The organism is Mycobacterium sp. (genome assembly GCF_049608025.1).
In the GTDB taxonomy this organism is placed as follows: Bacteria; Actinomycetota; Actinomycetes; order Mycobacteriales; family Mycobacteriaceae; genus Mycobacterium.
Window position 1 is genome coordinate 126,054 of record NZ_JBMYXC010000001.1, and the last position, 26,513, is coordinate 152,566.

Below are 26,513 nucleotides of genomic sequence, written 5' to 3' on the forward strand. Positions count from 1 at the left end.
TGCTAAGCGAGCAGCGTTTCTCCCAGGTAGCCGTCTTCAGCGGTGCCCGGCAGTATCGCGAACGTCGCCGAGCCGATCGTCGTCACCCAGGGATTGAGGGCATCGGCTTCGGCGAGTCGGCGCTGGACCGGGACGAACTGTCGTCTCGGGTCCTGCTGAAATGCGGCGAAAATCAGTCCGCTATCAGTGGTTTGGTCGCCCGCTGGAGGGTCGTCGTAGTTGTACGGCCTGCGCAGGAACTGCTCTCCGGCATGGTGGTGCCGGGCTAATGCTATGTGGGAGTTGGGCGGAATCACCGGGATGCCGTTGCGGCGGGCGGTGAAGTCAGGTTCGTCGGTTTCGCGTTCGCCGGTCAGCGGGGCGCCATTGTCGAGCCGGCGACCCATGGTCAATTCCTTACTCGTACGGTCGAGTTCGTCCCAGGTGTCCATCTCGGCACGGATGCGCCGTAGAACCAGGACGGTGCCGCCGGAGAACCATCCCTGCGCGGAGCCGTCATCCCAGACCTGGCTGTCAAACGCTGCCGCATCGTGCGGGTTCACCGTCCCGTCGACCTGACCCATCAGATTGCGCATGCTGCCACCGGAGCGATCAGATCCGCTCGGGTGACGAAAACCTGACTGTCGCCAACGTTGTCGAGTCATGCTGTGCACGTTCTTGAGTAGAACGCGACTGGCATGTGAGACGACGACGGGATCGTCGGCGCAGATCTGCAGCAGAAGATCGCCGCCGCACCACCTGGGGTCGAGGCGGTCTGTCGAGAACGCTGGTTGTTCAACGGCAGTCGGCGGTTTCAGCTGTGTCAGCCCGATGCGTTCGAAAAGGCTCGCTCCCAGCCCGACAGTGACTGTGAGCCGCGCTGGATGCAAGGCAAGCTCGGGCTCGGTGTCGGCCAGCGCGGGCCGGCCCTGAGTGAGCCGCGACGCATCGGAGGTCCACAGCTTGAGGATTGCCGAGAGGATGTCGCGCGGGCTGCGATCGGGCAGCGGCTTGAGATCCATCGCCACGAACAGCGCGTGGGACTGCGGCGGAGTGATGATGCCGGCCTGGTGCGCACCGTGGAATGGTTCTGGGGTACTGCGCGATTCACTTGCCGAACCCGCTGACTGGGCGGCGCCGCACTGGCTGATTGCGGCGCCCGCGGCCAACGCGGCGGCTCCACCTGTGAGGAGGCGCCGCCGCTTGACCGTGATGCCGCGGCGTTCTGAATCGTCAGCCATGATCGTGGTGCGGCACCCCGGCAGGCATTTCAGAGTTCGGCTGATAATCCTCGCCCGCGCCCGCGAAATCGCGGATCTGCGCAGTGGCCGGCAGGGTGGACCCATCCTCGAAGATCACCGTGAAATCGACGTCTGCTCCAGGTTTCAGCGGCTCAGTGAGGTCCATGAGCATGATGTGATCGCCGCCGGGAACGAGGTCATGCGAGCCTTCGGCGGGCAAGGCGATCCCGCCTTCTTTGGGAAGCATCACGTTGGTTCCGGTGGCGTTGGGCGTGACTTCGTGGATTTCGACGCGCCCCGCCTGCGGTGATTCGCCGGCCACGATTCGAGCTTCGTGATGTCCGGTGTTGGTGAGCGTGCCGAATACCGCGGCCATCTCCATGTCGGTCGAGCTGGCCCACTGGTCGTTGATGGTCACGGTGGAGGCCATAGATTCTTCTTTATGCCCTGGTGATGAGGTGCAACCGGAACTGATCAGCGCGGCGGCGGCCAGGGCGGCGCCGACTGTGGTCCGGATTCCTTTGTCAGACATGGGATTCTCTCGGCTCGGTGTTGAAAAGTTGAAAATCAGTCGACATCGTTCTCGCCGATGTGTGATTTGCTCCAGTGCGGAGTCGGGTCAAGGACTGTGCGGCGTCCAGATAACGGCGGCGTCCCGAAAACCGCAACGTTCAGGCGCTGCGGCAGTTACACGGGCAGAAGCTACCGGGGGGTCGAAGCTAGACGGCGGCGAGGCCCAGTGGCGGGGCGCGCATTCCCACACCCCGACAGCGCAACACCGACTGTGCGACGAAGTCTCGTGCAACTGCGCGCGGCGCCTGGGTGGCGCGGGCGCCCTCGGCCAGCGCGAACAGGCGTAGCCAGCACAGCACCGACGAGCACACCACGTACAGGTATTCCGCCGCGGTGATCGCGACGGCGAGGATCACGGCCGCGCCGGTGTGAGTGGCGATCATCGTGGGGCTGAGCGCGAGTTCGGCGGCACCGTGGTGTTGGTAGCCGTGGTGTTGGTAGCTGTGGTGTTGGTGGCCGGCCGCCATCAGGGTGACGTGTCCCAGGAACTGTGCAGCTAACAGCGCAGCGGCGGTTCCCAGCCATCTAGCGCCCCGGCCCTCCAGCCGCAGGCAGCCCGCCATCGAGCCCAGGGCGGCGCAGACCAACAGCACAATGATCAACGCGCTGCCGTTGGGAATACCGCCGCCGGCAGTGGCGTGAGCACCTACCGTCAGCACGGCTGACGTCATACCGACCAGAGCGCCGCGCAACCAGCGCGCACGTGACGTCGGTGTTCCCACGGCAGGGATCTTACCGGCTGCGCCCCATACCCACATTCAGGACCCGGGGGGACGGTTTACCGCCCCCGGGGGGCAGGCTCGAGCACGCTGAACACCGCATCCTGCGGGTCTGTCAACACCGCCTTGCGACCCACTGACGGGGCGTCGAGCGGTAACGCGGCGACGTGACTCAACCTCCCACACCGTTTAGTTGGCGGATTCTCGAGCGACGACAGCCGGTTGGCGGCCGGTGAAGGCGATGAGCTGATCAAGGACACCGGCGTCGGGTGCGGTGTGCACGGCCTCGGAGAAGCCGGCGAAGCCGCGCGCTTGCGGTGTGATGACCTTGGGGGCCAGCCCCAGAACGTATTCGGACACCGGCTCGGAAACCACCACATCGCGTCCGGTCGCCTGTGCGAAATCCCAGGCGTGGACCAGGAATTCAATGGACATGACCCCGGCCATGATGGCGGCCGGAATCTCGGAGGAACCCAACGGAACCGTTCCGTCCACCCCCCGGCGCCGCCAGGCCTCGAGTGCCACCTCGGCGGCGTCGGCTACCTGGGTCTCCAGCGGTGCGCGGGTGTCCCGGGTCGGCATCTGTGCGTCTGCCGCGGTGCCGATGGAGGTGATCGATCCGATGAGGTGGTCGGCCAACTGCGAGACGTCGAACTGCGTGCACGGCGTCTGGCTGCGGAGTGCGGCCGCATCTAAATCGCGCAGGACATGCTGCAGGACCGCCAGCGTGGCTTCGGCGCTGTTGAGTTCGTCGATCGTGTCGGGCACCGCCGCCCAGTCGTCGGGACCGGCGTCGCCCTCTCGACCGGCAGCCACCAACCGGTCGAGAAAGTGGTTCCACCCCTCGGCGTGGCGCGCTGCCTGGTCATCGGTCAGTCCGTCGTGGACCAGGTGCACCTCGGTGCCACCGTCGACCGGCGTGAGCGTCACCGTTACCGCGGACCCGCCGGGCAACGGATCGCCGCCGTCCTCCCAGCCCCAGGTGAAGACCACCCGTCGGCCCGGGTCCACCTCGATGAACTCGCCCGCCACGGCGTGACCCGGGGTCACCGTCCACCGGTATTCTCCGCCGGCGCGTAGCTCCACCCGCGCGGCGATTGCCATCCAGCGCCGGAGTCTGTCGGGCTCGGTGATGAGCGCGAATGTGTCGGCCGGATTCAGTTGTACGAGAACTGATTTGGTGAACGTCATGGCTTTGTCTCCTTGCAGTGATGTGGGCTGGGTGGCGTCGGCGACGAGCCGGTCGAGTTCGTCGCTCCAGAATGTCTCGAAAAGGATGCGCAGCCGCGCCACCCCGCGTTCCACGAGCCGGTAGTACCGTTCCCGCCCCTGCTTGCGGGCCGAAACCAGGCCCACCTCGGCAAGGATGGCGAGGTGTTGCGATATTGCCGAGCGGGTGACCGGAAATTGCGAGGCCAATTGGCTGACAGTTTGTTCGCCGGAGGCCAGTAGCTGCAACAACCGTCGCCGAGTCGGCTCGGCTGCGACTTCCAGCATGTCGGGCACACTTCGATACGTTAGCAGTTGCTAACGCATCGGTCGACAGGCTGGGTTTGCCGGATTGGATTCGACAGCCACCCGGGCGTGCGACGGTGAAGCCATGTCTGACGAGAACACCGAGAACACCCGGGGTCCGGTCACCCTCGATGAAGATGGGCCGCTGCTGCTCATCGGGGTGAACCGCCCGGATGAGCACAATCTGTGGAACCTCGAGGTGATCGCGACGGTGAGTCGGGCGCTACGGCGATTGGCCGACTCCGATCACCTTCGCGTCGGGGTGATCTATGGACATGGCCGGCTGTTCACCGCCGGGCTGGATCTGGCGTCGGTGGCGCCGATGGTGGCCACGGGCGACCCCAAAGCGGTACTTCCCGCAGACGGCTACGATCCGTGGAACTTTTTCGGCGAGCCCTGCCCGAAGCCGGTCGTCGTCGCGGTCCACGGGTCGTGCAACACGCTGGGCATCGAGTTGGCACTGGCCTCGCAGGTTGCCGTAGCCGCCGAGGGCACCCGTTTCGCTCAGCTCGAGGTGGCGCGGGGTATCTTTCCGCTGGGCGGGGCGACATTTCGGCTGCCGGACCGACTCGGCGCCGCCGGAATGCGATTTCTGCTCACTGCTGAGCGCTTCGATGCCGACGAAGCGCTGGCGGCAGGCCTCATCAGCGAGGTGGTACCCGAAGGCCGGCATCTGGAACGGGCGGTTGAGGTCGCCGGGCTGATTGCCGCGAACGCCCCGCTTGCCGTTCAGGCGGCGTTGGAATCCGCACGGGCCGCTGAGCGTGCGTCCCGCGATGCCGCCGCCGCGGTCCTGTACAGCTGGAATCAGAGAGTGCTGAGCAGCCGCGACGCCGCCGAGGGCTTAGGCGCGTTCTTGGAACGTCGACCAGCGGTATTCGAGGGACGGTGAAACTCCCGGGATCAGCTTCCGGGGTAGGTCTCGGGATCCGGGTGGAACCGGGTGCCATCGTTCAGTCCGTTGAGGGTGGACAGCTGATCATCGGTCAATTCGAACCCGAACACGTCGAGGTTGGACGTGATCCGCTCCGGCGAGGAAGAGCGCGGGATAACGACATTGCCCAGCTGCAGGCTCCACCGAATAAGTACCTGAGCCGACGTTTTGCCGTATTCCTCGGCGATGGCGGTGACCGCCGCGTGGTCCAGCAGGTTGCCGGCGCCCAACGGGCCGTAGGCCTCGGTGATGATGCTGTGCTCGGCGTTGATCCCACGCAGCTCGGCCTGGTTCAGCAGCGGATGCAGTTCGATCTGGTTCACGGCGGGGGTGAAGTACGACAGGCTGATGATGTCGTCGATCGCCGAGGCGTGGAAGTTGCTGAGGCCGATCGACCGGATGTCGCCGACCGACTGGGACTTCATCATGCCGCCCCAGCTGTCGACGTACTTGCCGAGCTCGGTGGCAGGCCACTCGATGAGGTAGAGATCCACGTAATCGAGCCCAAGCCGGGTGAGGCTGGCCTTGACGGAGTCCTGGGAGGCCTGAAAGCCCTGATCGGCAGTGGCCAGCTTCGTCGTGACGAACAATTCACTGCGCGGCACCCCGGACCCGGCGATCGCACGTCCGACCGCCTCCTCGTTACCGTCAGCAGCAGCCGTGTCGATCAGTCGGTAGCCTGCCTCCAGCGCGGCCAGGACGGCGGCTTCAGTGTGGGAATCCGACAGGCCGCCCACGCCGAGGCCGATCACCGGCATCGTGTTGTCGTCATTGAGCGTGACGGAGGGAATTGCTGCCGCGGAACTCATGTCACCTTCCCTGCTGGAGTGGAACGCTCGTCCGGTCGGATCCCGGCGTTCAGCACTGGCAGTGCGGTTCCGAAGCCGGTTCTGTCGATGACTATATTGCCGTGTGGGTAAGTCGCCTAATCATTGGGCTGCCCGGGAGTTTTGCCCCGTTTCACCGGCGGTAAGGTCCGGCCAAACGATGGAGCAGACATGACGCAGAACGCGACCGGGGTCAGCGCCAGGGACGCGGTGATCAACAAGGTCGCAGCGGTGACGTTGCGGGGCCTGCCGCACCTCCCGGATCGCGTCAAGCGGTTACTACTGGGGGGGCGTTCGATCACCTTCGACGGCAACACCCTGGATACGACAATGCAGTTGATGCTGGCCGGTCAGCAGGCACTCGGCCTCGACGGGCTCGTCGCCGACGATGACGTCGCCACCGCGCGCGTTCATCTGGAACTGCTGGCGGGCAGCTTCAAGAAGCACATACCGGTCTCCGCGATCACCGATCTCACAGTGGCGGGTGCGGTGGGCCCGATCAGGGCTCGGCACTACCGCACCGACGAACCCGAGGCACCGCTGCTGGTCTTCTACCACGGCGGCGGCCACGTGATCGGGAGCATCGACACCCACGATGACCTGTGCCGCCAGATCTGCCGGGAGGGACGCACCCACGTGCTGTCGGTGGACTACCGGCTGGCGCCCGAGCACCCGGCCCCCGCCGCCTCCGAGGACGCCTATGCCGCCTATGTGTGGGCCTGCGAGCACGCCGCCGAATTGGGCGCCGATCGGCAGCGCGTGGCGGTCGGTGGCGACAGTGCAGGCGGGAACCTGGCTGCAGTGGTGTCGCTTCGGGCCCGCGCCGAGAAGGCGCCGCTACCGGCGCTGCAGCTGTTGTTCTATCCGATGACCAACATCGGCGGGCAGACCCGCTCGCGCACACTGTTCGCCCGCGGTTTCTTCCTCACCAGGCGCGATATCGAGTGGTTCGCCGGACGCTACCTCGATGACGCGCAGGTCGAAGGTGCCGACCCGCGGGTGTCACCGCTACTGGCCGACGATCTGTCGGGGTTGCCGCCGGCGCTGGTCGTCACCGCCGGCTTCGATCCGCTGCGCGACGAGGGCCGGCAATACGCCGACGCCATGCGCCGGGCGGGGGTGCCCGTCGACTATCGGGAGTACGGCTCTCTGGTGCACGGCTTCGCCAACTTCTTCCCGCTGGGCGGTGCCAGCGCCACCGCCACCGCCGAGGTCATCTCGGCCATGCGCGCGCATCTGACCCGCGCCCGCTAACTGCGGCAGGCCACGCCGGTACTCTGTGTGCCGTGGCTTCCAAACCCAAGAAAAACGCGCGCTACGACCTGAAGGCAGCCGACCGTAAGCGCAACATCTTCGTGCAGATCGGTCTGACCGCCATAGTGGTGATCTTTGCGGTCGCCCTGGTGCTCTATATCGTGATGTCCGCCGACGAAAAGCCCACCGCAGGTGAGGAAAGATCCGTCCGGGTGGAGTCGAGCAGCCTGATCAAGAAGGAAGGCACCGAGGAGCCCAAGGCTGTGGTGTCGATGTACGAAGACTTCCTGTGCCCGCACTGCGCCACCATGGAGGAGCAGTTCGGCCCTACTATCGGCAAGCTGATCGACTCCGGCGCGATCGCCGCCGACTACTACATGGTCGCCATCCTGGACCATCCGCAGAACCAGAACTATCCGGCGCGCGCCGGTGCCGCGGCCTACTGCGTGGCCGACGAATCGGTCGACGCGTTCCGACGGTTCCATGCCGCGCTGTTCTCGCAGCAGCCCAGCGAAGTGGGCACTCAGTATCCGGACAACGATCGCCTCATCGAGATCGCGCGCCAGGCCGGTGCAGGAGGAACCGTTCCAGAGTGCATCGACAAGGGCACCTACGTCGACATGGTCGGCGGCCTGGCCGCCGCCACCGGAATCAAATCCACGCCGTCGATTCGCATCAACGGCGAGGAGTACGAATACAGCACCCCGGATGCGCTGGTCGCGAAGATCAAGGAGATCGTCGGTGATGTGCCGGCCCTCGATGCGGTGGCGCCCGAGCCCGCACCCGCTCCGGCATCGTGACGGTGACCGACTCGGCGCCTAGCCCGATATCGTCGGCGGCCGAACCGTCGGACGCCGACCGCCCGGGGGTCGAGGTCGGCCGAAGCAGCGCGTTGTGGGTGCTCGTCGCCGGTGCCGTCGGGCTCCTGGCGGCCATGACCCTGACGATCGAGAAGATCGAAATCCTCATCAACCCCGACTACGTGCCGACCTGCAGCATCAACCCGGTTCTGTCGTGCGGTTCGGTGATGATCACACCGCAGGCGTCATTATTCGGTTTCCCCAACCCGTTGATCGGAGTCGTCGCCTTTTCCGTTGCGCTCGTGACGGGAGTGCTCGCTGTGGCCGGGGTGAGGCTGCCGCGCTGGTATTGGGCGGGTCTGGCCACCGGCGCGCTGTTGGGCACGGTATTCGTGCATTGGCTGATCTTCCAGAGCCTCTACCGGATCGGCGCGCTGTGCCCCTATTGCATGGTGGTCTGGGCCGTGACGATCCCGCTCCTGGTGGTGGCCGCGTCGATCGCGCTAGCGCCCCAGAACAGCGGCTCGGGCCTGGTCAGGGCCCTCTATGACTGGCGTTGGTCGCTGGTGGCGTTGTGGTTCACCGCGGTGACCCTGCTGATTCTGGTGCGCTTCTGGAACTACTGGTCGACTCTCATCTGATTGTCACCGAACCTCGGGGGCGGGAGGTTTTGTGAGGGTTAGAGTGAACCGTGGCTGGTCGGATCTCCAAAGTTCTCGTCGCGAATCGCGGCGAGATCGCAATCCGCGCGTTTCGCGCCGCCTACGAGATGGGCATCGCGACGGTCGCGGTCTACCCGTATGAGGATCGTAATTCCCAGCACCGGTTGAAGGCTGACGAGTCCTACCAGATCGGCGAGATCGGACATCCTGTTCGGGCCTACCTGTCGGTCGACGAGATCATCCGGGTGGCCACCCAGGCCGGCGCCGATGCGGTCTACCCGGGTTACGGCTTCCTCTCGGAGAACCCGGAACTGGCCGCGGCGTGCGCGGCCACCGGCATCACGTTCGTAGGCCCCAGCGCCGGTGTGCTGGAGTTGACGGGAAACAAGGCCAGGGCGATCGCCGCGGCGCGTGCCGCCGGGCTTCCGGTGCTGGCCTCGTCGGCCCCCTCGGCATCGGTCGACGAACTTCTCGAAGCCGCACGCGACATGGAGTTCCCGCTGTTCGTCAAAGCGGTATCGGGCGGTGGCGGTCGCGGTATGCGCCGGGTCACCGATCCTGCGGCGCTGGCCGAGGCGGTCGAGGCCGCCAGTCGGGAGGCCGAATCCGCGTTCGGCGACCCGATCGTTTATCTCGAGCAGGCGGTTCTCAACCCGCGCCACATCGAGGTGCAGATCCTTGCCGACACCGCCGGCAACGTCATGCATCTTTTCGAACGCGACTGCAGCGTACAGCGCCGGCACCAGAAGGTGATCGAGCTCGCGCCGGCGCCGAACCTGCCCGAGGAGTTACGGGAGAAGATCTGCGGCGACGCCGTCGCGTTCGCCCGCGAGATCGACTACTCGTGTGCCGGCACCGTCGAGTTCCTGCTTGATGAGCGTGGGCGTCACGTGTTCATCGAATGCAATCCGCGAATCCAGGTCGAGCACACCGTCACCGAGGAAATCACCGACGTGGACCTGGTTGGCAGTCAGCTGCGCCTTGCCTCCGGGGAGACGCTCGCCGGCCTCGGTCTGTCTCAGGACATGTTCACGGCACCAAGGGGTTTCGCCTTGCAGTGCCGGATCACCACCGAAGACCCGGCCAACGGCTTCCGTCCCGACGCCGGACGTATCACCGCCTACCGGTCGCCGGGCGGAGCGGGCATCCGGCTCGACGGCGGCGCGCATCTGGGCGCCGAGATCGGCGCGCATTTCGATTCGATGCTCGTCAAACTCACCTGCCGAGGCCGGGACTTCGACGCGGCGGTGGCGCGTGCGCATCGGGCGCTGGCCGAATTCCGCGTTCGGGGGGTATCGACGAACATCCCGTTCCTGCAGGCCGTCATCGACGATCCCGACTTCCGGGCCGGCCGGGTCACGACCTCGTTCATCGAAGAGCGGCCCTATCTGCTGACCGCACGTTCGCCGGCCGACCGCGGCAGCAAGATCCTCAGCTACCTGGCCGACGTGACGGTCAACCAACCACACGGGCCGCGCCCGTCCACTGTCTACCCCCAGGACAAGTTGCCCGAGATCGACCTCAATGCGATGCCGCCGCGCGGCAGTAAACATCTGCTCAGCGAGGTGGGGCCCGAGGCGTTCGCCCGGTGGATGCGCGAATCGAAATCCGTCGGCGTCACCGACACAACGTTCCGCGACGCGCACCAGTCTCTGTTGGCGACCCGAATCCGCACCTCGAGCCTGGTGATGGTGGCTCCCTACATTGCGCGGATGACTCCGCAATTGTTGTCCCTGGAATGTTGGGGCGGTGCGACCTATGACGTCGCGCTCCGATTCCTCAAGGAGGATCCCTGGGAGAGGCTGGCCGCGCTGCGCGAGGCCATTCCCAACATTTGTCTTCAGATGCTGCTTCGCGGACGAAACACCGTCGGCTACACGCCCTACCCGGAGTCGGTCACCCACGCGTTCGTTGACGAAGCGACCGCGGTGGGCGTTGACATTTTCCGCATCTTCGACGCGCTCAACAACGTGGATTCGATGCGGCCCGCGATCGACGCCGTGCGCGACACCGGCACGGCCGTCGCCGAAGTCGCGATGTCCTACACCGGGGACCTGTCCGACCCCGCCGAGAACCTCTACACGCTGGACTATTACCTCAAGCTCGCCGAGCAGATCGTGGACGCCGGCGCGCATGTGCTGGCTATCAAGGACATGGCGGGTCTGCTACGCCCGCAGGCAGCCGCCATGCTGGTCAGCGCGCTGCGGAGCCGGTTCGACCTGCCCGTGCACGTGCACACCCACGACACTCCAGGGGGTCAGTTGGCGACCTACCTGGCGGCCTGGCAGGCGGGTGCCAACGCCGTCGACGGCGCCTCGGCGCCGTTGGCCGGCACGACGAGCCAGCCTGCGCTGAGTTCCATCGTCGCGGCGACGGCGCACACCGAGTACGACACCGGGTTGTCACTGTCGGCGGTCTGCGAACTCGAGCCCTACTGGGAAGCGCTGCGAAAGGTCTACGCACCTTTTGATGTTGCGGCCTCTGCCATTCCGGCCCCCACGGGCCGGGTCTACGACCACGAGATTCCCGGTGGCCAGCTGTCGAACCTGCGCCAGCAGGCCATCGCGTTGGGGCTGGGTGACCGTTTTGAAGAAATCGAGGTCAGCTACGCCGGCGCCGATCGGATCTTGGGCCGACTGGTCAAGGTGACGCCTTCCTCAAAGGTCGTCGGCGACCTTGCTCTGGCTCTGGTCGGCGCGGGTGTCACCGCGGACGAATTCGCCTCGGATCCAGCGCGGTTCGACATTCCGGACTCGGTCATCGGGTTCCTGCGCGGCGAGCTGGGCGACCCCCCGGGCGGCTGGCCGGAGCCGCTGCGCAGCAAGGCGCTGGTCGGCCGCGCCCCCGCCAAGCAGCAGGCCGTACTCAGCGCGGCTGACGAAGCGGCCCTGACCCAAGCCGGCATCCCGCGTCAGGGCGCGTTGAACAGGCTGCTGTTCCCCGGCCCGACAACGGAATTCGAAGCCCATCACGAGCTCTATGGTGATACCTCCAGCCTGTCGGCCAACCAATTCTTCTATGGGCTGCGGCACGCCGACGAGCATCGGGTCACCCTGGAGCGCGGTGTCGAGCTGCTGATCGGCCTCGAGGCGATCTCCGACCCCGACGAGCGTGGGATGCGCACGGTGATGTGCATCATCAACGGCCAGTTGCGGCCGGTTGTTGTCCGCGACCGCAGTGTGGCCAGCGAGGTGCCCACCGCCGAGAAGGCCGATCGCAACAATCCCGACCACGTCGCGGCCCCGTTCGCCGGTGTGGTCACCGTCGGCGTCTCCGCCGGGGATGCGGTGGAGGCCGGCCAGACCATCGCCACCATCGAGGCGATGAAGATGGAGGCGGCGATCACCGCGCCCAGGCCGGGCACCGTCGAACGAGTCGCGGTGTCGGCCACCGCGCAGGTCGAAGGCGGCGATCTGCTGGTGGTGGTCGGTTCGGCCAGCGGAAGCGATGGGCCCACGCGCGAAGCGCAGGGGACGACCGGGGGATCACACTGACCCGGATCGTTGCCGGCGCGCTGGGAGGGCGCCGAATCGCGGTGCCGCAGCACAAGTCCGGACGAGGTACCCGTCCGACCACCGACCGGGTGCGCGAGGCGGTGTTCAACCTCCTGGCGGCACGGATCGACTTCGCAGGGCTGCACGTGCTGGACCTGTACGCCGGGTCGGGCGCGCTGGGCCTGGAGGCGCTCTCCAGGGGCGCGGCATCGGCGCTATTCGTGGAGTCCGATGCCAGGGCGGCGGCGGTGATCACCCAGAACATCGCGGCCCTGGGCGTGCCCGCCGCGTCGGTGCGTCGCGGCACGGTGGGGGCAGTACTGGGCGCAGGCGCCGCCCGGCCGGTGGACCTGGTGCTGGCCGACCCGCCATACGAGGTCGATGACGCGCAGGTAGGCGATGTGCTCGCGGCTCTAGTCTCGGGCGGCTGGACCGTTCCGGGCACCGTTGCGTTGGTGGAGCGCCCGACCTCGGGCCCCGAGCTCGGGTGGCCGGATGGATGGTCGGCGTGGAGCGCCCGGCGATACGGGGACACCCGCATCGAGCTTGCCGAACGCAGTTGACCTTGGGGGCTGTTTCCTCGCCGTGCGGGTTCGCCGCTGCTAGCGTCGACCCCCATGAGCGGAGCTGTGTGCCCGGGATCCTTCGACCCGGTGACCCTCGGTCACATAGACATCTTCGAGCGGGCCGCGGCGCAGTTCGACGAGTTGATCATCGCGGTGCTCGTGAACCCGAGCAAGCAGGGCATGTTCAACCTCGAGGAGCGGATCGCCCTGATCGAGGAGTCGACGGCTCATCTGCCGAACCTGCGGGTGGAGTCGGGGCAGGGTCTCGTCGTCGACTTCGTCAAGGCGCGGGGTCTGACAGCGATCGTGAAAGGTCTGCGTACGGGCACCGACTTCGAATACGAGCTACAGATGGCCCAGATGAACAAGCACATCGCCGGTGTCGACACCTTCTTCGTCGCAACGACCCCGCAGTACTCCTTCGTGTCGTCCTCGCTGGCCAAAGAGGTCGCGATGATGGGCGGTGACGTGTCAGGTCTGCTGCCCGAACCGGTGAACGCCCGCCTGCGGGCCAAGCTCAGCGCCCGGGCCTGACCCACGCCGGCGCACGCTGATGTGCGGTCAGATCGTCGCATCGGCCCGAATCGCGATCTGGTCGCACACTGCAGCCCTGGATGAGCAAGCCTTCGAGAAGCAATTGGTAACGACACACCGGTGCCGATAACTGAGTCACAGGCGTAACACCAGGCACACTGGTGACAGCCAACTACGCCTGGAGGGTGTCGCCGTGTACCGAGTTTTTGAAGCGCTCGATGAAATGGGTGCGATCGTCGAAGAAGCGCGCGGCGTGCCGATGACCGCAGGCTGTGTAGTGCCCCGCGGAGACGTCCTGGAGTTGATCGACGACATCAAGGACGCGATCCCTGGCGAACTCGACGATGCGCAGGACGTACTCGACGCCCGCGACTCATTGCTCCGCGAGGCCAAGGATCACTGCGACTCCACCGTGTCGACCGCCAACGCGGAGGCCGATTCGATGGTCAACCACGCCCGCGCGGAGGCCGACCGACTGCTCGCCGACGCGAAGTCGCAGGCCGACCGAATGGTCGCTGAAGCGCGCCAGCACAGTGAACGCGTGGTGGGCGAGGCCCGCGAGGAAGCCGGCCGGATCGCCGCTACTGCCAAACGCGAGTACGAGGCGACTACTGGACGGGCCAAGTCCGAAGCCGACCGGATGATCGAAAGCGGCAACGTGACCTACGAGAAGGCAGTGCAGGAAGGCATCAAGGAGCAGCAGCGACTGGTGTCCGAGACGGAGATCGTGGCCACGGCCACTGCCGAGGCCACCCGATTGGCGGACTCAGCGCACGCGGAAGCGGACCGCCTGCGCGGTGAGTGTGACATCTATGTCGACAGCAAACTGGCCGAGTTCGAGGACTTCCTCAACGGAACGCTGCGTTCCGTCGGCCGCGGACGTCATCAGCTGCGGACCGCTGCGGGAACCCACGACTACGCGTCCCGCTGACCCCACGTGGGGCTGAACCTACGAGTGGGGCTGAACGTACGATAAGGCGATGGCCAGGCATGGGAACGCAGCGGCGCGCCGGGCATCACGGTCGCCGCTGGTGATCGACATCTCCGGGCTCGGTCGGCGGCCCGGTTCGATGATGCCCCTCGAGATGACTGTCCAGAGTCCGTCGCGACTAGGGCTGGATCTGGTCGCCGTCGACCAAGGCGCGCCGCTGGAATTGAACCTCCGCCTGGAATCGGTTTCCGAGGGGGTTCTGGTCACCGGGACCGTGGCGGCGCCAACATCGGGCGAGTGTTCCCGGTGTCTGCAGCCGATTACCGGCGAGGTTGAGATTGATCTCACCGAACTGTTCGCCTACCCCGACAGTACGACCGACGAGACCACCGATGCCGACGAGGTCGCGCGCGTCACCTGTGAGGGTAATGCCGAAGCCGTGGACCTCGAGCAGCCGATCATCGACGCCGCCGGGCTGGCACTGCCGTTGTCGCCGGTGTGCAGTTCGGACTGCGCTGGGCTGTGTCAGCACTGCGGTATCCCGTTGGCCGGTGCAGAGCCCGGGCATCATCACGAGCAGATCGACCCGCGATGGGCCAAGCTGGCCGAGCTTCGCGAGCAGAGTGCAGATGAGCTTCGCGAGCAGAGTGCAGATGGGCTTCGCGAGCAGACCGGAGACGAGTCGTGACGGTCGACCGCGCGCTGCTGAGCAAAGCCCTGGGTGTCGAACTGCCCGATCAGCTGTTGACGATGGCGCTCACCCACCGCAGCTACTCCTACGAGCACGGCGGGCTGCCCACCAACGAACGGCTGGAGTTCCTCGGAGATTCAGTGCTCGGTCTGACCATCACCGAGGAGCTTTATCACCGGCATCCCGACTGTTCCGAAGGTGATCTGGCCAAGTTGCGGGCCAGCATCGTCAACACCCACGCGCTGGCCGACGTCGGCCGTCAGCTATCCGAGGATGGATTGGGCGCTTATCTGTTGCTGGGCAAGGGCGAGGAGCACTCCGGCGGCGCCGGCAAGTCGAGCATCCTGGCCGACGGCGTCGAATCCCTACTCGGCGCAATCTATCTGGAGCATGGTGTCTCAGTGGCGCGGGAGGTGATCCTGCGACTGTTCAACGACCTCCTGGATACCGCCCCGACGCTGGGCGCGGGTCTGGACTGGAAGAGCAGCCTGCAGGAGCTGACTGCCTCGCGAGGTATGGGCCCACCGACCTATGCCGTGACGTCCACTGGGCCCGACCACGACAAGGAGTTCACGGCGACCGTGACGGTCGGCGCCAGCGAGTACGGAAAAGGTCTCGGCCGCACCAAGAAAGAGGCCGAACTCAAGGCCGCCGCGGCAGCGTGGAACGCCCTCAACAGTGATTGATTCCGGCACTGTGATCCCGGTGATCGAGCAGGATGCCTGAACTTCCCGAGGTCGAGGTCGTCCGGCGCGGGTTGCAGGAATTCGTTACCGGCAGGACTGTCACCGCCGTCTGCGTACACCATCCTCGCGCAGTGCGGCGCCATGAGCCCGGGTCTGCCGACCTCACCGCCCGACTGGTCGGCGCCACCATCACCGGTACGGGTCGCCGCGGAAAGTATCTGTGGCTGCTGCTGGGTGAGGAGGCGGCGCTGGTCGTTCACCTGGGCATGAGCGGTCAGATGCTGCTGGGTGACCAGCCCGAGGAGAAGCACCTGCGCATCGCAGCGGAGCTCGACGACGGCACCATGCTGAGTTTCGTCGACCAGCGCACATTCGGCGGATGGATGATCGCCGATGTGGTCACCGTCGACGGAACCGATGTGCCGGTGCCGGTCGCGCACATCGCTCGTGATCCCCTGGACCCGGAGTTCGACCGCGATGCCGTCGTTGCCGTGTTGCGGCACAAGCACTCTGAAGTCAAGCGTCAGCTGCTGGACCAGTCTGTGGTGTCGGGGATCGGCAATATCTACGCCGACGAGGCGCTGTGGCGAGCACAGGTCAACGGTGCCCGGCTGGCCTCGAGCCTGTCCAGGCGCAAGCTGGCCGAGTTGCTCGATTCGGCCGCCGAGGTGATGACCGACGCGCTCGGACAGGGTGGCACTTCGTTCGATTCGCTCTACGTCAACGTCAACGGGGAGTCGGGTTACTTCGACCGATCGCTGGATGCGTACGGCCGCGAGGGTGAGCCGTGCAAGCGCTGCGGAGCGGTGATGCGGCGGGAGAAGTTCATGAACCGCTCGTCCTCGTACTGTCCGCGGTGCCAACCACGACCGCGCCTGCGGGCACGGTAGAAATGAGCCATGACTGAACTATGGGTGCAGCGCACCGGCGTACGTCGTTACACCGGGCGCAGCACGCGGGGTGCGGAGGTCCTGGTTGGATCCGAGGACGTCGAGGGTGTGTTCACCCCCGGGGAGTTGATGAAGATTGCCCTGGCCGCGTGCAGCGGCCTGAGCAGTGACCAGCCGCTACGGCGGCGCCTCGGCGACGATTACCAGGCCACGATCAGGGTGTCGGGGCCCGCCGACCGCGAGCAGGAGCGTTATCCGCTGTTGGAGGAGTCCCTCGAGGTCGACCTGTCCGGGATGTCCGAGGACGAGCGCACGCGCGTGTTGACCGTCGTGGAACGCGCGATCGACCAGGTGTGCACGGTGGGACGGACGTTGAAATCGGGGGCCAAAGTGACTCTTGAGGTGAAAGACCTTGGCAGAGGGTGACGTCCGGCTCACCGCCTGGGTGCACGGGTACGTCCAGGGTGTGGGTTTCCGCTGGTGGACGCGATCGCGGGCACTTGAGCTCGGCCTGGCCGGCTTCGCGTCGAACCGGCCGGACGGGCGCGTCCAGGTCGTTGCCCAGGGCCCGCGCGACGCGTGTGAGCGGCTCCTTGATCAGCTACAGGGCCCGAACACACCCGGCCACGTCGACAAGGTGATCTGGGACTGGTCCGAACCGGCCGACTCGGTCGTGGGCTTCAGCGAGCGCTGATCGGCTCAGCGGTAGGGTAACGCGGCATGCATCTGAAGAGTCTGACGCTGAAGGGCTTCAAGTCCTTCGCTTCGCCGACGACTCTGCGCTTCGAACCCGGCATCACCTGTGTCGTGGGGCCCAACGGTTCGGGTAAATCCAACGTGGTCGACGCGCTCACCTGGGTCATGGGGGAGCAAGGCGCCAAGACGCTGCGGGGCGGCAAGATGGAAGACGTCATCTTCGCCGGGACGTCGTCGCGCGCCCCACTCGGCCGCGCCGAGGTGACCCTGACGATCGACAACTCCGACAACGCGCTTCCCATCGAATACTCCGAGGTGTCGATCACCCGACGGATGTTCCGAGACGGTGCCGGCGAGTACGAGATCAACGGCGCCAGTTGCCGTTTGATGGATGTACAGGAATTGCTCAGTGATTCCGGTATCGGCCGTGAGATGCACGTGGTGGTCGGGCAGGGCAAGCTGGCCGAGATCCTCGAATCGCGTCCCGAAGACCGGCGGGCGTTTATCGAGGAGGCCGCGGGCGTTCTCAAGCACCGAAAACGCAAAGAAAAGGCGGTACGCAAGCTCGACTCGATGTCGGCGAATCTGGCCCGCCTGGCCGACCTGACGTCGGAACTGCGCCGACAGCTCAAGCCGCTGGGCAGGCAGGCCGAAATGGCCCGCCGGGCCCAGACGATCCAGGCCGACCTGCGCGACGCCCGGCTGCGATTGGCCGCCGACGACCTGGTGGCCCGCAAGGCCGAGTTCGATGACACCAACCAGGCCGAGATGGCGCTGCGCCGCGAGCACGACGACCTCGCCGAACGGTTGGCGGCCCGGGTGGTCGAGTTGGCCTCCCACGAATCCGCTGTCGAGGATCTCGGCGAGCGGGCCGACTCCGCGCAGCAGCGGTGGTTCCGGCTCTCGGCGCTGGCTGAGCGGGTTGGCGCGACGGTCCGCATCGCCGGCGAACGTGCCCAGCACCTTGATACCGAACCCGACGTGTCGGGCGGCCCCGACCCCGACGCGCTCGAGGCGCAGGCCGAGGAGGTTGCCGAACAGGAGAGCCAGCTGCTGGGGGAATTGGCCCGCTCCCGGGCCCGTCTCGATGAGACTCGAGCCGAGCTGGCCGAGCGGGAGAAGGCCGCCGCCGAAGCCGAGCGGGCCCACCTGGAAGCCGCGCGAGCCGAGGCCGACCGCAGGGAGGGGCTGGCTCGTCTGGCCGGCCAGGTCGACACCATGCGCACCCGTGTCGAGTCGATCGACGAGACCGTCGGGAGGCTTACCGGAGGCATCGAGGAGGCTGCCGGGCGCGCTCAGCACACCCAGGTCGAGTTCGAGATGGTGCAGAGCCGCGTCGGCGAGCTCGACGAAGGCGAGGTGGGACTCGATGAGCAGCACGACCGCACGGTGTCGGCGCTGCGTCTGGCTGACGAACGCGTCGCCGAGCTGCAAGCAGGCGAACGGGCTGCCGAACGCGAGGTGGCGTCTCTTCAGGCGCGTATCGATGCGTTGTCGGTCGGGTTGGACCGCAAGGACGGGGCCGCCTGGCTTCAGGAAAACCGAAGTGGATCAGGGCTTTTCGGTTCCATCGCGCATCTGGTCAAGGTGCGTTCCGGTCACGAGGCGGCGATCGCCGTCGTTCTGGGTGCTGCTGCCGACGCTGTGGCCGCCGAGAACTTCGGCGCCGCTCGTGAGGCGGTGGCCGCACTGAAGAAGTCCGACGGTGGGCGCGCAGCCATCGTGCTGGGGGACTGGCCCGCGCAGCCGATGCCGGTGCCGGGTCAGCTGCCCTCGGGTGCGGTGTGGGCGGTGGACGTGGTCGATGCCGCGCCGCGGATACAGGGCGCCGTGACCGCGATGCTCGCCGGGGTGGCGGTAGTCGATGATCTGGCATCGGGTCTGGAACTCGTTGCAGCACAGCCACAACTGCGCGCGGTGACCTCCGACGGCGACCTCGTCGGCGCCGGCTGGGTCAGTGGTGGATCAGACCGCAGGCCCAGCACACTGGAGATCGCCTCCGAGGTCGGCAAGGCGCGGGCAGCCCTCGTCGATGCTGAGCGACAGACCGGTGAGTTGTCGGCAGCGCTCGCCGGTGCGCTGGCTGAACAGGCCTCCCGTCAGGACGCCGCCGAACATGCGCTGGCGGCTCTCAACGAGTCCGACGCCGCGATCTCAGCGCTTTACGAGCAGTTGGGACGGCTGGGTCAGGAGGCCCGCAGTGCCGATGACGAGTGGCAGCGACTGATCAGCCAGCGGGACGAGTTGGAGGCCGGCCGGAATCGCACCGTCGAGGAACTGGCCCAACTGGAGCAACGGCTGCACAACGCCCAGCAGGAGCCGATGTTCGAGGCCGAGCCCGTCGACCGCCACGAATCGACGGTTGCGGCCGAAGCGGCGCGCTCGGCGGAGGTCGAGGCCCGGCTGACCGTTCGCACCGCTGAGGAACGTGCGAATGCCGTTCGTGGGCAGGCTGATTCGCTCCGCCGGGCGGCGACCGCAGAACGTGAGGCTCGAATGCGCGCGAGGCGGGCACGTGAGGCACGGGTCCATGCCGCGGCGGTTTCGGCCGCCGTTGCCGAGGCTGGACGACTCGTCGCGACACGGTTGAGCTCGGCAGTCAGCGTCGCTTCCGGTGTCCGCGATCACATCGCCGCCGACCGTCAGGTCCGAGCCGCTGCTTGCGCGAAGACGCGCGAGGAGGTCAACGAGCTCACCACCCGGATCACCGTGCTCACCGACTCGCTGCACCGTGACGAGGTCGCCAAAGCGCAAGCCGCATTGCGTATCGAGCAACTCGAGGAGCAGGTGCTCGAACAGTTCGGTATGGCGATCGCCGACCTTGTTGCCGAGTACGGGCCCACCGTCCCGTTGCCCCCGACGGAACTCGAGATGGCGGAATACGACCTGGCGCGCGAACGCGGTGATCAGGTCACCGTGCCCGCGCCGCTGCCGTTCGACCGGCCCACCCAGGAGAAGCGAGCCAAGCGCGCTGAACGCGAGCTCAATGAGCTCGGCAGGGTCAACCCGCTCGCTCTCGAGGAATTCGCCGCGCTGGAGGAGCGCTACAACTTCCTCTCCACCCAGCTCGAGGATGTCAAATCGGCCCGCAAGGACCTTCTCGACGTGATCGCCGATGTCGACACCCGAATTCTGCAGGTCTTCGCGGAAGCGTATGCAGACGTCGAACGCGAGTTCTCCCAGGTGTTCGCGACGTTGTTCCCGGGCGGCGAGGGCAGGCTGCTGCTGACCGACCCGGGCGACATGCTCACCACGGGCATTGAGGTGGAGGCTCGACCGCCGGGCAAGAAGATCAAGCGGTTGTCGCTGCTCTCCGGCGGGGAGAAGTCGCTGACGGCGGTGGCGATGCTGGTGGCGATCTTCCGCGCCCGTCCATCGCCGTTCTACGTGATGGACGAGGTGGAGGCCGCGCTCGACGATGTGAACCTGCGCCGCCTGATCGGCCTGTTCGAGCAGCTGCGCGAGGTGTCACAGCTCATCGTGATCACCCACCAGAAGCCGACGATGGAGATCGCGGACGCCCTGTACGGCGTGACCATGCGCAACGACGGCATCACCACGGTCATCTCGCAGCGCATGCGGGGCCAGGAGCTGGTGACCAGTCCGGCCTGACGGCCACCTGCTCGTAGGCTCCAACGGCGCCGGCGGCGACCCCTGCGACAATGGGCGTCGTGTCTGAGGGTCTTTGGATCGCGATCGCGGTCATCGCCGTTCTGTTGGTAGCTGTGCTCGTCGTCGGCCTAGTGCGCTATCGCCGTCGCCGGATCAGCCTGGCGGCGCCAGACACCGCGACTCCGGTTGACCGCTCGGGCGGCTATGCCGCCTCGTCGGGCATCACGTTCAGCGCGTCGGCGCCCCCCGAATCCCCGGAGACGCCGACGCGTCGGCGCGAGCCCGCTCCGGAGCCGCTGGACACCAGCGGTCTGCCCGCCGTCGGCGACGACGCCAGCATTCCCCGCGACGCCCCGAAACGTCCGATTGCCGACGTCAAGCTCCCAGATTTCCCACCACCTGATCTGTCCTCTGCGCCGGCAGCCGCGCCTGAGGTCGACGCCGTTGCGCCCGCCGAGCCCGACGTCGGCGCCATCGAGCCGCCCGAAGGCAGGCTGGGCCGCCTGCGCGGCCGGCTGGCGAAATCTCAGAGCACCTTCGGCCGAAGCATGCTGGGCCTGTTGGGCGGCGGCGATCTGGACGAGGGCTCATGGGAAGAGGTCGAGGACACTCTGTTGATCGCCGACCTCGGGCCGGTCGTCACTGAGTCGGTGGTGAAGGCGCTGCGCTCGCAGATGGCCAGTAGCCGGGTGCGTACCGAGGCCGACGCTCGGGGGGTGCTGCGCGAGGTGTTGATCTCGGAATTGCAACCCGACCTGGACCGCTCCATCAAGGCCCTGCCCCACGATGACAAGCCGTCAGTGCTCCTGGTGGTGGGGGTCAACGGAACCGGCAAGACCACGACAGTCGGCAAACTCGCGCGCGTCCTGGTTGCCGACGGCCGGCGCGTCGTTCTCGGCGCCGCGGACACGTTCCGCGCCGCGGCAGCCGATCAGCTCCAGGCATGGGCCTCGCGCGTCGGCGCCGAGGTCGTGCGCGGCTCCGAAGGCGCCGACCCGGCCTCGGTGGCGTTCGACGCCGTCGACACCGGGATAGCCTCGGGAGCCGACGTCGTCGTCATCGACACAGCCGGCCGCCTGCACACCAAGACCGGCCTGATGGACGAACTCGGCAAGGTCAAGCGGGTGGTGGGTCGCCGTGCGGTCGTCGACGAAGTACTCCTCGTCCTGGACGCGACGATCGGCCAGAACAGCCTGCCGCAGGCACGCGTCTTCGCCGAAGTCGTCAACATCACCGGTGTCGTGTTGACCAAGCTGGACGGCACGGCCAAGGGCGGCATCGTCTTCCGCGTTCAGCAGGAACTCGGGGTACCGGTCAAACTCGTCGGTCTGGGCGAGGGCCCCGACGATCTCGCGCCTTTCGAGCCGGCGGCGTTCGTCGACGCGCTTCTCGGCTAGCAGCGCTCATCTCGGCTGGCAGGCTGCAGGCTGGCAGCCCTGATGCGGCGCGAAAAGCCAATGATTCTTCCACGCGGCACGAACTTCTGCTGATCCCGGCGACGGAAACACGAGCGTAACGACTTGGGTTTGTCCGTTCACATATCCGAAACACAACAGAAGCACCGGTGAAACGCGAGCCACAGAGTCTCTTCTCCGAGGCCGATCCTGTCGGCCGTCATTCCAAGGAGGTTCACACAAAGTGGTTTTTGCCTTACCAGACGATGCGTTCCTGCCGTTCGGGCCCGGAGGTCTGAGCGCCGGTGACACGGCGTGGGTGCTCACCGCTGCCGCGCTGGTGTTGTTCATGACACCGGGCCTGGCGTTCTTCTACGGTGGTCTGTCACGCCAGAAGTCCGTCCTCAACATGTTGATGATGTCGTTCGGCTCGATGGGCGTCGTCAGCGTCATCTACGTGCTGTGGGGCTACTCGATGTCCTTTGCATCAGCACACACCGGGGGCAGCAACTTCTTCGGCGTCTTCGACAACCCCTTCTCCCTGTTCGGGCTGAGCCAGCTGACAGAGGTTCGGGTGATCGACGGTGTCGATACCTTCGTCCTCGGCGGATTCGGAACGGTGCCCGCCATCGTCTGGGTGGCCTTCCAGCTCACCTTCGCCGTGATCACCGTCGCGCTGATCAGTGGCGCGGTGGCCGAGCGGATGAAGTTCGGCACCTGGCTGCTGTTCGGCGGCATTTGGGTCACGCTGGTGTATTTCCCTCTGGCCCATATGGTCTGGGGCGGAGGCCTGCTTTCGGCGTCGGAGTCGGGTATCGCCGCCAAGCTGTTCGGCGTCGACGAGGAAGGTGGCGCCAACGTCGAACCCATCGACTTCGCCGGTGGCACCGTGGTGCACATCAACGCCGGTATGGCCGCTCTCGTGCTGGCACTTCTGCTCGGTAAGCGAAACAGCTTCGGCAAGGTCGCCTTCCGCCCACACAATGTTCCGTTCGTTCTGCTCGGCGCATCCATCCTGTGGTTCGGCTGGTTCGGCTTCAACGTGGGCTCCGAGGGTGCGGCGGACATGCTCGCCGGTGCGGTATGGGTGAACACCACCGCTGCTACCGCGGCGGCGATGCTGGCGTGGTTGCTGGTGGAGCGCATCCGTGACGGCCACGCCACCAGCGTCGGCGCTGCGTCGGGCATCGTCGCGGGCTTGGTCGCGATCACGCCGGCCTGCGGTTCGCTCAGCGCTATCGGTTCGCTGATCCTCGGTGCTATCGCCGGTGTGCTCTCCGCGCTCGCCATCGGGCTGAAGTACAAGCTCGGCTATGACGATTCGCTCGACGTTGTGGGCGTCCACCTCGTAGCCGGGTTGTGGGGCACCATCGCTATCGGATTCCTGGCTGTGGAAACCGGCCTCTTCTACGGCGGCGGCATCCAGCAGCTCGTCGTGCAGTTGGTTATCGCGACGGTGGCCATGCTCTTCACCGCGATCATGACCGTGATCATCGCGTTCATCGTCAAGCCGCTGGGCTGGCGAGTGTCCAAGGAGGATGAGGACACTGGTATCGATGAGACTGAACATGCCGAAACGGCTTACGAGCTCGCCTGATCGGCGACAATTTCATCGGAAGGGATCGACTACATGAAGCTGATTACTGCGATCGTCAAGCCGTTCACGCTGGAGGATGTCAAGACCGGTCTGGAGCAGACGGGAATTCTCGGGATGACCGTCAGCGAAGTTCAGGGCTACGGTCGCCAAAAGGGACACACTGAGGTCTATCGCGGCGCCGAGTATTCGGTGGACTTCGTCCCGAAGGTGCGCGTGGAGGTCGTCGTCGACGATTCCGCCGTCGACAAGGTGGTGGACGTGATCGTCCAGGCCGCGCGTACCGGGAAGATCGGTGATGGGAAGGTGTGGGTCAGCCCGGTTGAGACCGTGGTTCGGGTGCGCACCGGCGAGCGGGGGACCGACGCCCTTTGACGGGACGTTTACCAGACCCTGCCGCCGAAGCCCCTCGATGGGTGCGCCCGGCGGCGGGGTCTGCGCGCCCTGCAACCGATCTCGTCGCAGCCGCCGAACAGCTGTTCACAGGTAGTCCGCGGCAACTCGATGCTGCCGCACTGCGCGGTGCGCTGCTGGACCTCTACGACTTCTGGCTCAACACAAAAGCCACCGAGATAGGGATCACCGCAGCCAGTGGCTTCGCGATCGTCGCAACAGGAGGCCTGGGCCGAGGAGAGATCCTGCCCCACTCCGATCTGGACCTGATGCTGTTGCACGACGACATGCCCTCCGAGACCGTCGGTGAAGTGGCCGAGCTCTTGTGGTATCCGTTGTGGGACGCCAACATCCGGCTCGACCACAGCGTCCGGACCGTGCCGCAAGCGCTCAAAGTCGCCGGGGACGACATCTCTGCCGGTATGGCGATGCTGGAGGCCCGTCACATCGCCGGTGACCCCGACCTGTCCGCATCACTGATCAGTGGAGCCCGCAGCCAGTGGCGCACCGGAGTAGGTGCGCGCTTCGACGAACTCATCGAACACACCCGAGCGAGATGGCAACGCAGCGGTCAGATCGCTCACCGCGCGGAGCCGGACCTCAAGTGTGGCAGGGGCGGCCTGCGTGATGTTCAACTGCTCAACGCCCTGGCGATCGCGCAACTGGCCGACGTGTATCCCAGCCGGTCATTGGCCTCGCCGACCGAAACCCTCGGAGAGGCGCATCTCTCCCTGCTCGATGTTCGTACCGAGTTGCACAGAGTGGCGGGACGCGGCCGTGAACTACTGCTGGCCCAGCATGCTGACGAGATCGGTGCCTCGCTGCGCATCGGAGATCGATTCGACCTTGCCCGCATGCTCTCTGATGCGGCCCGCACCGTCAGCTATTACGTCGACGCGGGCATTCGCACAGCGGCCAATTCGTTGCCCCGTCGGGGTCTGTCCGCGCTCCGCCGGCCGGTACGCCGTCCGATCGACGAAGGCGTCATCGAGTTCAACGGCGAGGTGATCCTGGCCCGCGATGCCCGCCCCAAGCGTGACCCCGGCCTGATATTGCGGGTGGCCGCCGCATCGGCGACCACCGGCCTGCCGATAGCCGTCTCGACCCTGGGCCGACTGGTGGAGTCGGCGCCGGAATTGCGCACGCCCTGGCCGGACAACGCACTCAAGGATCTGCTGGTGATGTTGGCGGCGGGACCGTCTGCGGTGGCCACGATCGAAGCTCTCGACCGCACCGGACTGTGGGGCAGGCTGTTTCCCGAGTGGGGAGCAGTCCGTGACCTGCCGCCGCGCGATGTCGTCCACATCTGGACGGTAGATCGGCATCTGGTCGAAACCGCCTCTCGGGCAAGTGCTTTCACTACGAGGGTGTCTCGGCCCGATCTTCTCCTACTCGGGGCACTGGTCCATGACATCGGCAAGGGTCGCGGCGGGGACCACAGCGTCATCGGAGCCGAGCTGGCTACCCAGATCGGCAACCGGCTGGGTCTGTGGCCCTGTGACATCGAGATTCTGTCCGCGGTGGTGCGCCATCATCTGCTGCTGCCGAAAATCGCCACCAGGCGGGACTTGCAGGACCCCCAGACGATCGCTGCGGTCGTGGACAGCCTGGGCGGCGACTCGGTGGTGCTGGAACTTCTTCAGGTGCTCGCCGAAGCCGACTCCCTGGCCACCGGACCTGGCGTGTGGGGTGACTGGAAGGCCTCGTTGATCGGTGATCTGGTTCGTCGCTGCCGGTTGGTGATGGCCGGTGACGCACTGCCCAGGCCAGATCCCGTTGATCCTCGATTCCTGTCGCTGGCTGCGCAGGCACGGGTGCACGTCGAGCTCACGCCCGCCGAAGCAGTACACATCTACCGCGTCACGATGATCGTGCCGGATCGCCGGGGTCTGCTGTCGAAGGCGGCGGGCGTGCTGGCGCTCAACTCGCTGCGCGTGCACTCGGCGTCGGTCAACTCGCATGAGGGTTCGGCGATCAATACCTTTGTCGTCTCGCCGCTTTTCGGTACGCCGCCGGCGGCGGAGTTGCTGCGTCAGCAGCTGATCCTTGCCGTCGAGGGCGAGTTCGACGTGATGGGAGCTCTGGAGCAGCGGGCGGCTGAGAGTTCGGCGACGGGCCGGGCCGGTGAGGTGCGCTCCTCGGTTCCGATCACCCCCCCGGCCGCCCGTCCGCGGGTTCTCTGGCATGACGGCGGCGAGCGGGGGCAGTGGGTCGCCGAGATTCGGGCCACCGACCGCGCCGGGCTCCTATCAGTGCTCACGGCGGTGTTCGAGCGCGCCGGCGTGGACATCGTGTGGGCCAAGGTCACAACATTGGGTTCCTCGGTGATCGACGTTTTCGGAATCGTGTTGCCCCTTGACGGCGCGCAGAGCACGGCGCGGCAGACGCTGGAACGCGAGCTGTTCTCGGTACTGCCGACTCCGCCGGTCAAGCGAGCAGAGGAAGCCGGCTGAGCGGGTAGATCATCGGGATCGGCCGAGGCTTGCTCGGTGGGCAGGTCGAGTGCCAGCGGACGGACAAGTAGTCTT

The 26,513-nt window shown here is 66.4% G+C and carries 23 protein-coding genes; 18 read left to right on the forward strand and 5 right to left on the reverse strand.

What is annotated here, in order from left to right; translation table 11 throughout:
* Positions 1-2: 2 nt before the first annotated feature.
* From ACPGXI_RS00575 to ACPGXI_RS00590, 4 genes are all read right to left on the reverse strand, one after another.
* Entirely contained in the window at positions 3-1,220 is a 1,218-nt protein-coding gene (locus ACPGXI_RS00575) for a Dyp-type peroxidase (protein ID WP_526648718.1), read from the reverse strand.
* On the reverse strand, positions 1,213-1,752 hold the full coding sequence (locus tag ACPGXI_RS00580; RefSeq protein ID WP_526648720.1) for a copper chaperone PCu(A)C: 540 nt from the start codon (positions 1,750-1,752) through the stop codon (positions 1,213-1,215). The genes ACPGXI_RS00575 and ACPGXI_RS00580 overlap by 8 nt, the downstream gene beginning before the upstream one ends.
* 187 nt (positions 1,753-1,939) lie before the next feature.
* Entirely contained in the window at positions 1,940-2,515 is a 576-nt protein-coding gene (locus tag ACPGXI_RS00585) for a hypothetical protein (RefSeq protein WP_526648722.1), read from the reverse strand.
* Between the two features lie 186 nt (positions 2,516-2,701).
* Positions 2,702-4,009: a TIGR03086 family metal-binding protein gene (locus ACPGXI_RS00590; RefSeq protein WP_526648818.1), complete on the reverse strand. Its 1,308-nt coding sequence runs from the start codon at positions 4,007-4,009 to the stop codon at positions 2,702-2,704.
* A 103-nt stretch (positions 4,010-4,112) separates the two neighbouring features.
* Between ACPGXI_RS00590 and ACPGXI_RS00595 the strand changes: the two genes are divergently transcribed.
* Positions 4,113-4,919, forward strand: coding sequence for an enoyl-CoA hydratase/isomerase family protein (locus ACPGXI_RS00595; protein ID WP_526648724.1), 807 nt, complete (start codon positions 4,113-4,115; stop codon positions 4,917-4,919).
* An 11-nt stretch (positions 4,920-4,930) separates the two neighbouring features.
* On the opposite strand, the gene ACPGXI_RS00600 is transcribed toward ACPGXI_RS00595, so the two are convergent.
* Entirely contained in the window at positions 4,931-5,770 is an 840-nt protein-coding gene (locus ACPGXI_RS00600; RefSeq protein ID WP_526648726.1) for an aldo/keto reductase, read from the reverse strand.
* Positions 5,771-5,959: 189 nt separating this feature from the next.
* On the opposite strand from ACPGXI_RS00600, the gene ACPGXI_RS00605 reads away from it, so the two are divergent.
* The 17 genes from ACPGXI_RS00605 (at position 5,960) to ACPGXI_RS00685 (ending at position 26,438) form a co-directional block, all read left to right on the forward strand.
* Entirely contained in the window at positions 5,960-7,042 is a 1,083-nt protein-coding gene (locus ACPGXI_RS00605; RefSeq protein ID WP_526648728.1) for an alpha/beta hydrolase, read from the forward strand.
* 32 nt (positions 7,043-7,074) lie between these two features.
* Positions 7,075-7,842, forward strand: a complete 768-nt coding sequence (locus ACPGXI_RS00610) for a DsbA family protein (RefSeq protein WP_526648730.1) — start codon at positions 7,075-7,077, stop codon at positions 7,840-7,842.
* 2 nt (positions 7,843-7,844) lie between these two features.
* Positions 7,845-8,483, forward strand: a complete 639-nt coding sequence (locus ACPGXI_RS00615) for a vitamin K epoxide reductase family protein (protein WP_526648820.1) — start codon at positions 7,845-7,847, stop codon at positions 8,481-8,483.
* A 62-nt stretch (positions 8,484-8,545) separates the two neighbouring features.
* Complete coding sequence (locus ACPGXI_RS00620) at positions 8,546-11,998, forward strand: pyruvate carboxylase (protein WP_526648822.1); 3,453 nt, start codon at positions 8,546-8,548, stop codon at positions 11,996-11,998.
* Complete coding sequence (rsmD, locus tag ACPGXI_RS00625) at positions 11,995-12,561, forward strand: 16S rRNA (guanine(966)-N(2))-methyltransferase RsmD (RefSeq protein WP_526648824.1); 567 nt, start codon at positions 11,995-11,997, stop codon at positions 12,559-12,561. Before ACPGXI_RS00620 ends, rsmD begins: the two co-directional genes overlap by 4 nt.
* Positions 12,562-12,615: 54 nt before the next feature.
* A complete protein-coding gene (gene coaD, locus ACPGXI_RS00630) occupies positions 12,616-13,098 on the forward strand; it encodes a pantetheine-phosphate adenylyltransferase (protein ID WP_526648732.1) in 483 nt (160 codons plus the stop codon).
* Positions 13,099-13,291: 193 nt separating this feature from the next.
* Positions 13,292-14,029 (forward strand): cell division protein SepIVA, encoded by a 738-nt coding sequence (gene sepIVA, locus ACPGXI_RS00635; RefSeq protein ID WP_526648734.1) that lies wholly within the window; start codon positions 13,292-13,294, stop codon positions 14,027-14,029.
* 49 nt (positions 14,030-14,078) lie between these two features.
* Positions 14,079-14,717, forward strand: a complete 639-nt coding sequence (locus ACPGXI_RS00640; RefSeq protein ID WP_526648736.1) for a YceD family protein — start codon at positions 14,079-14,081, stop codon at positions 14,715-14,717.
* Positions 14,714-15,406 (forward strand): ribonuclease III, encoded by a 693-nt coding sequence (gene rnc / locus ACPGXI_RS00645; RefSeq protein WP_526648738.1) that lies wholly within the window; start codon positions 14,714-14,716, stop codon positions 15,404-15,406. Before ACPGXI_RS00640 ends, rnc begins: the two co-directional genes overlap by 4 nt.
* Before the next feature lie 32 nt (positions 15,407-15,438).
* The gene (gene mutM / locus ACPGXI_RS00650) at positions 15,439-16,296 is read left to right on the forward strand and encodes a bifunctional DNA-formamidopyrimidine glycosylase/DNA-(apurinic or apyrimidinic site) lyase (RefSeq protein ID WP_526648740.1); all 858 of its coding nucleotides are present in this window, start codon (positions 15,439-15,441) and stop codon (positions 16,294-16,296) included.
* 9 nt (positions 16,297-16,305) lie between these two features.
* On the forward strand, positions 16,306-16,722 hold the full coding sequence (locus ACPGXI_RS00655) for an OsmC family protein (protein ID WP_526648742.1): 417 nt from the start codon (positions 16,306-16,308) through the stop codon (positions 16,720-16,722).
* Positions 16,709-16,990 carry an acylphosphatase gene (locus ACPGXI_RS00660; RefSeq protein ID WP_526648744.1) on the forward strand — a complete coding sequence of 94 codons (282 nt, stop codon included), beginning with the start codon at positions 16,709-16,711 and terminating at the stop codon, positions 16,988-16,990. Before ACPGXI_RS00655 ends, ACPGXI_RS00660 begins: the two co-directional genes overlap by 14 nt.
* A gap of 26 nt (positions 16,991-17,016) precedes the next feature.
* A complete protein-coding gene (gene smc, locus ACPGXI_RS00665; RefSeq protein WP_526648746.1) occupies positions 17,017-20,604 on the forward strand; it encodes a chromosome segregation protein SMC in 3,588 nt (1,195 codons plus the stop codon).
* 59 nt (positions 20,605-20,663) lie between these two features.
* A complete protein-coding gene (gene ftsY / locus ACPGXI_RS00670; RefSeq protein ID WP_526648748.1) occupies positions 20,664-22,001 on the forward strand; it encodes a signal recognition particle-docking protein FtsY in 1,338 nt (445 codons plus the stop codon).
* 241 nt (positions 22,002-22,242) lie between these two features.
* Positions 22,243-23,595 (forward strand): ammonium transporter, encoded by a 1,353-nt coding sequence (locus ACPGXI_RS00675; RefSeq protein ID WP_526648750.1) that lies wholly within the window; start codon positions 22,243-22,245, stop codon positions 23,593-23,595.
* A gap of 33 nt (positions 23,596-23,628) precedes the next feature.
* A complete protein-coding gene (locus ACPGXI_RS00680; RefSeq protein ID WP_099025406.1) occupies positions 23,629-23,967 on the forward strand; it encodes a P-II family nitrogen regulator in 339 nt (112 codons plus the stop codon).
* 41 nt (positions 23,968-24,008) lie between these two features.
* The gene (locus tag ACPGXI_RS00685) at positions 24,009-26,438 is read left to right on the forward strand and encodes a [protein-PII] uridylyltransferase (protein WP_526648751.1); all 2,430 of its coding nucleotides are present in this window, start codon (positions 24,009-24,011) and stop codon (positions 26,436-26,438) included.
* Positions 26,439-26,513: the final 75 nt, after the last annotated feature.

Excerpts from the sequence above, each read along its gene's own strand:
- ACPGXI_RS00575 (WP_526648718.1), bottom strand. The coding sequence starts at position 1,220 with ATGGCTGACGATTCAGAACGCCGCGGCATCACGGTCAAGCGGCGGCGC.
- smc (WP_526648746.1), top strand. The coding sequence starts at position 17,017 with ATGCATCTGAAGAGTCTGACGCTGAAGGGCTTCAAGTCCTTCGCTTCG.
- mutM (WP_526648740.1), top strand. The coding sequence starts at position 15,439 with ATGCCTGAACTTCCCGAGGTCGAGGTCGTCCGGCGCGGGTTGCAGGAA.
- ACPGXI_RS00680 (WP_099025406.1), top strand. The coding sequence starts at position 23,629 with ATGAAGCTGATTACTGCGATCGTCAAGCCGTTCACGCTGGAGGATGTC.
- ACPGXI_RS00605 (WP_526648728.1), top strand. The coding sequence starts at position 5,960 with ATGACGCAGAACGCGACCGGGGTCAGCGCCAGGGACGCGGTGATCAAC.
- ACPGXI_RS00590 (WP_526648818.1), bottom strand. The coding sequence starts at position 4,009 with ATGCTGGAAGTCGCAGCCGAGCCGACTCGGCGACGGTTGTTGCAGCTA.
- ACPGXI_RS00580 (WP_526648720.1), bottom strand. The coding sequence starts at position 1,752 with ATGTCTGACAAAGGAATCCGGACCACAGTCGGCGCCGCCCTGGCCGCC.
- coaD (WP_526648732.1), top strand. The coding sequence starts at position 12,616 with ATGAGCGGAGCTGTGTGCCCGGGATCCTTCGACCCGGTGACCCTCGGT.
- ACPGXI_RS00595 (WP_526648724.1), top strand. The coding sequence starts at position 4,113 with ATGTCTGACGAGAACACCGAGAACACCCGGGGTCCGGTCACCCTCGAT.
- ACPGXI_RS00600 (WP_526648726.1), bottom strand. The coding sequence starts at position 5,770 with ATGAGTTCCGCGGCAGCAATTCCCTCCGTCACGCTCAATGACGACAAC.
- ACPGXI_RS00655 (WP_526648742.1), top strand. The coding sequence starts at position 16,306 with ATGACTGAACTATGGGTGCAGCGCACCGGCGTACGTCGTTACACCGGG.
- ACPGXI_RS00640 (WP_526648736.1), top strand. The coding sequence starts at position 14,079 with ATGGCCAGGCATGGGAACGCAGCGGCGCGCCGGGCATCACGGTCGCCG.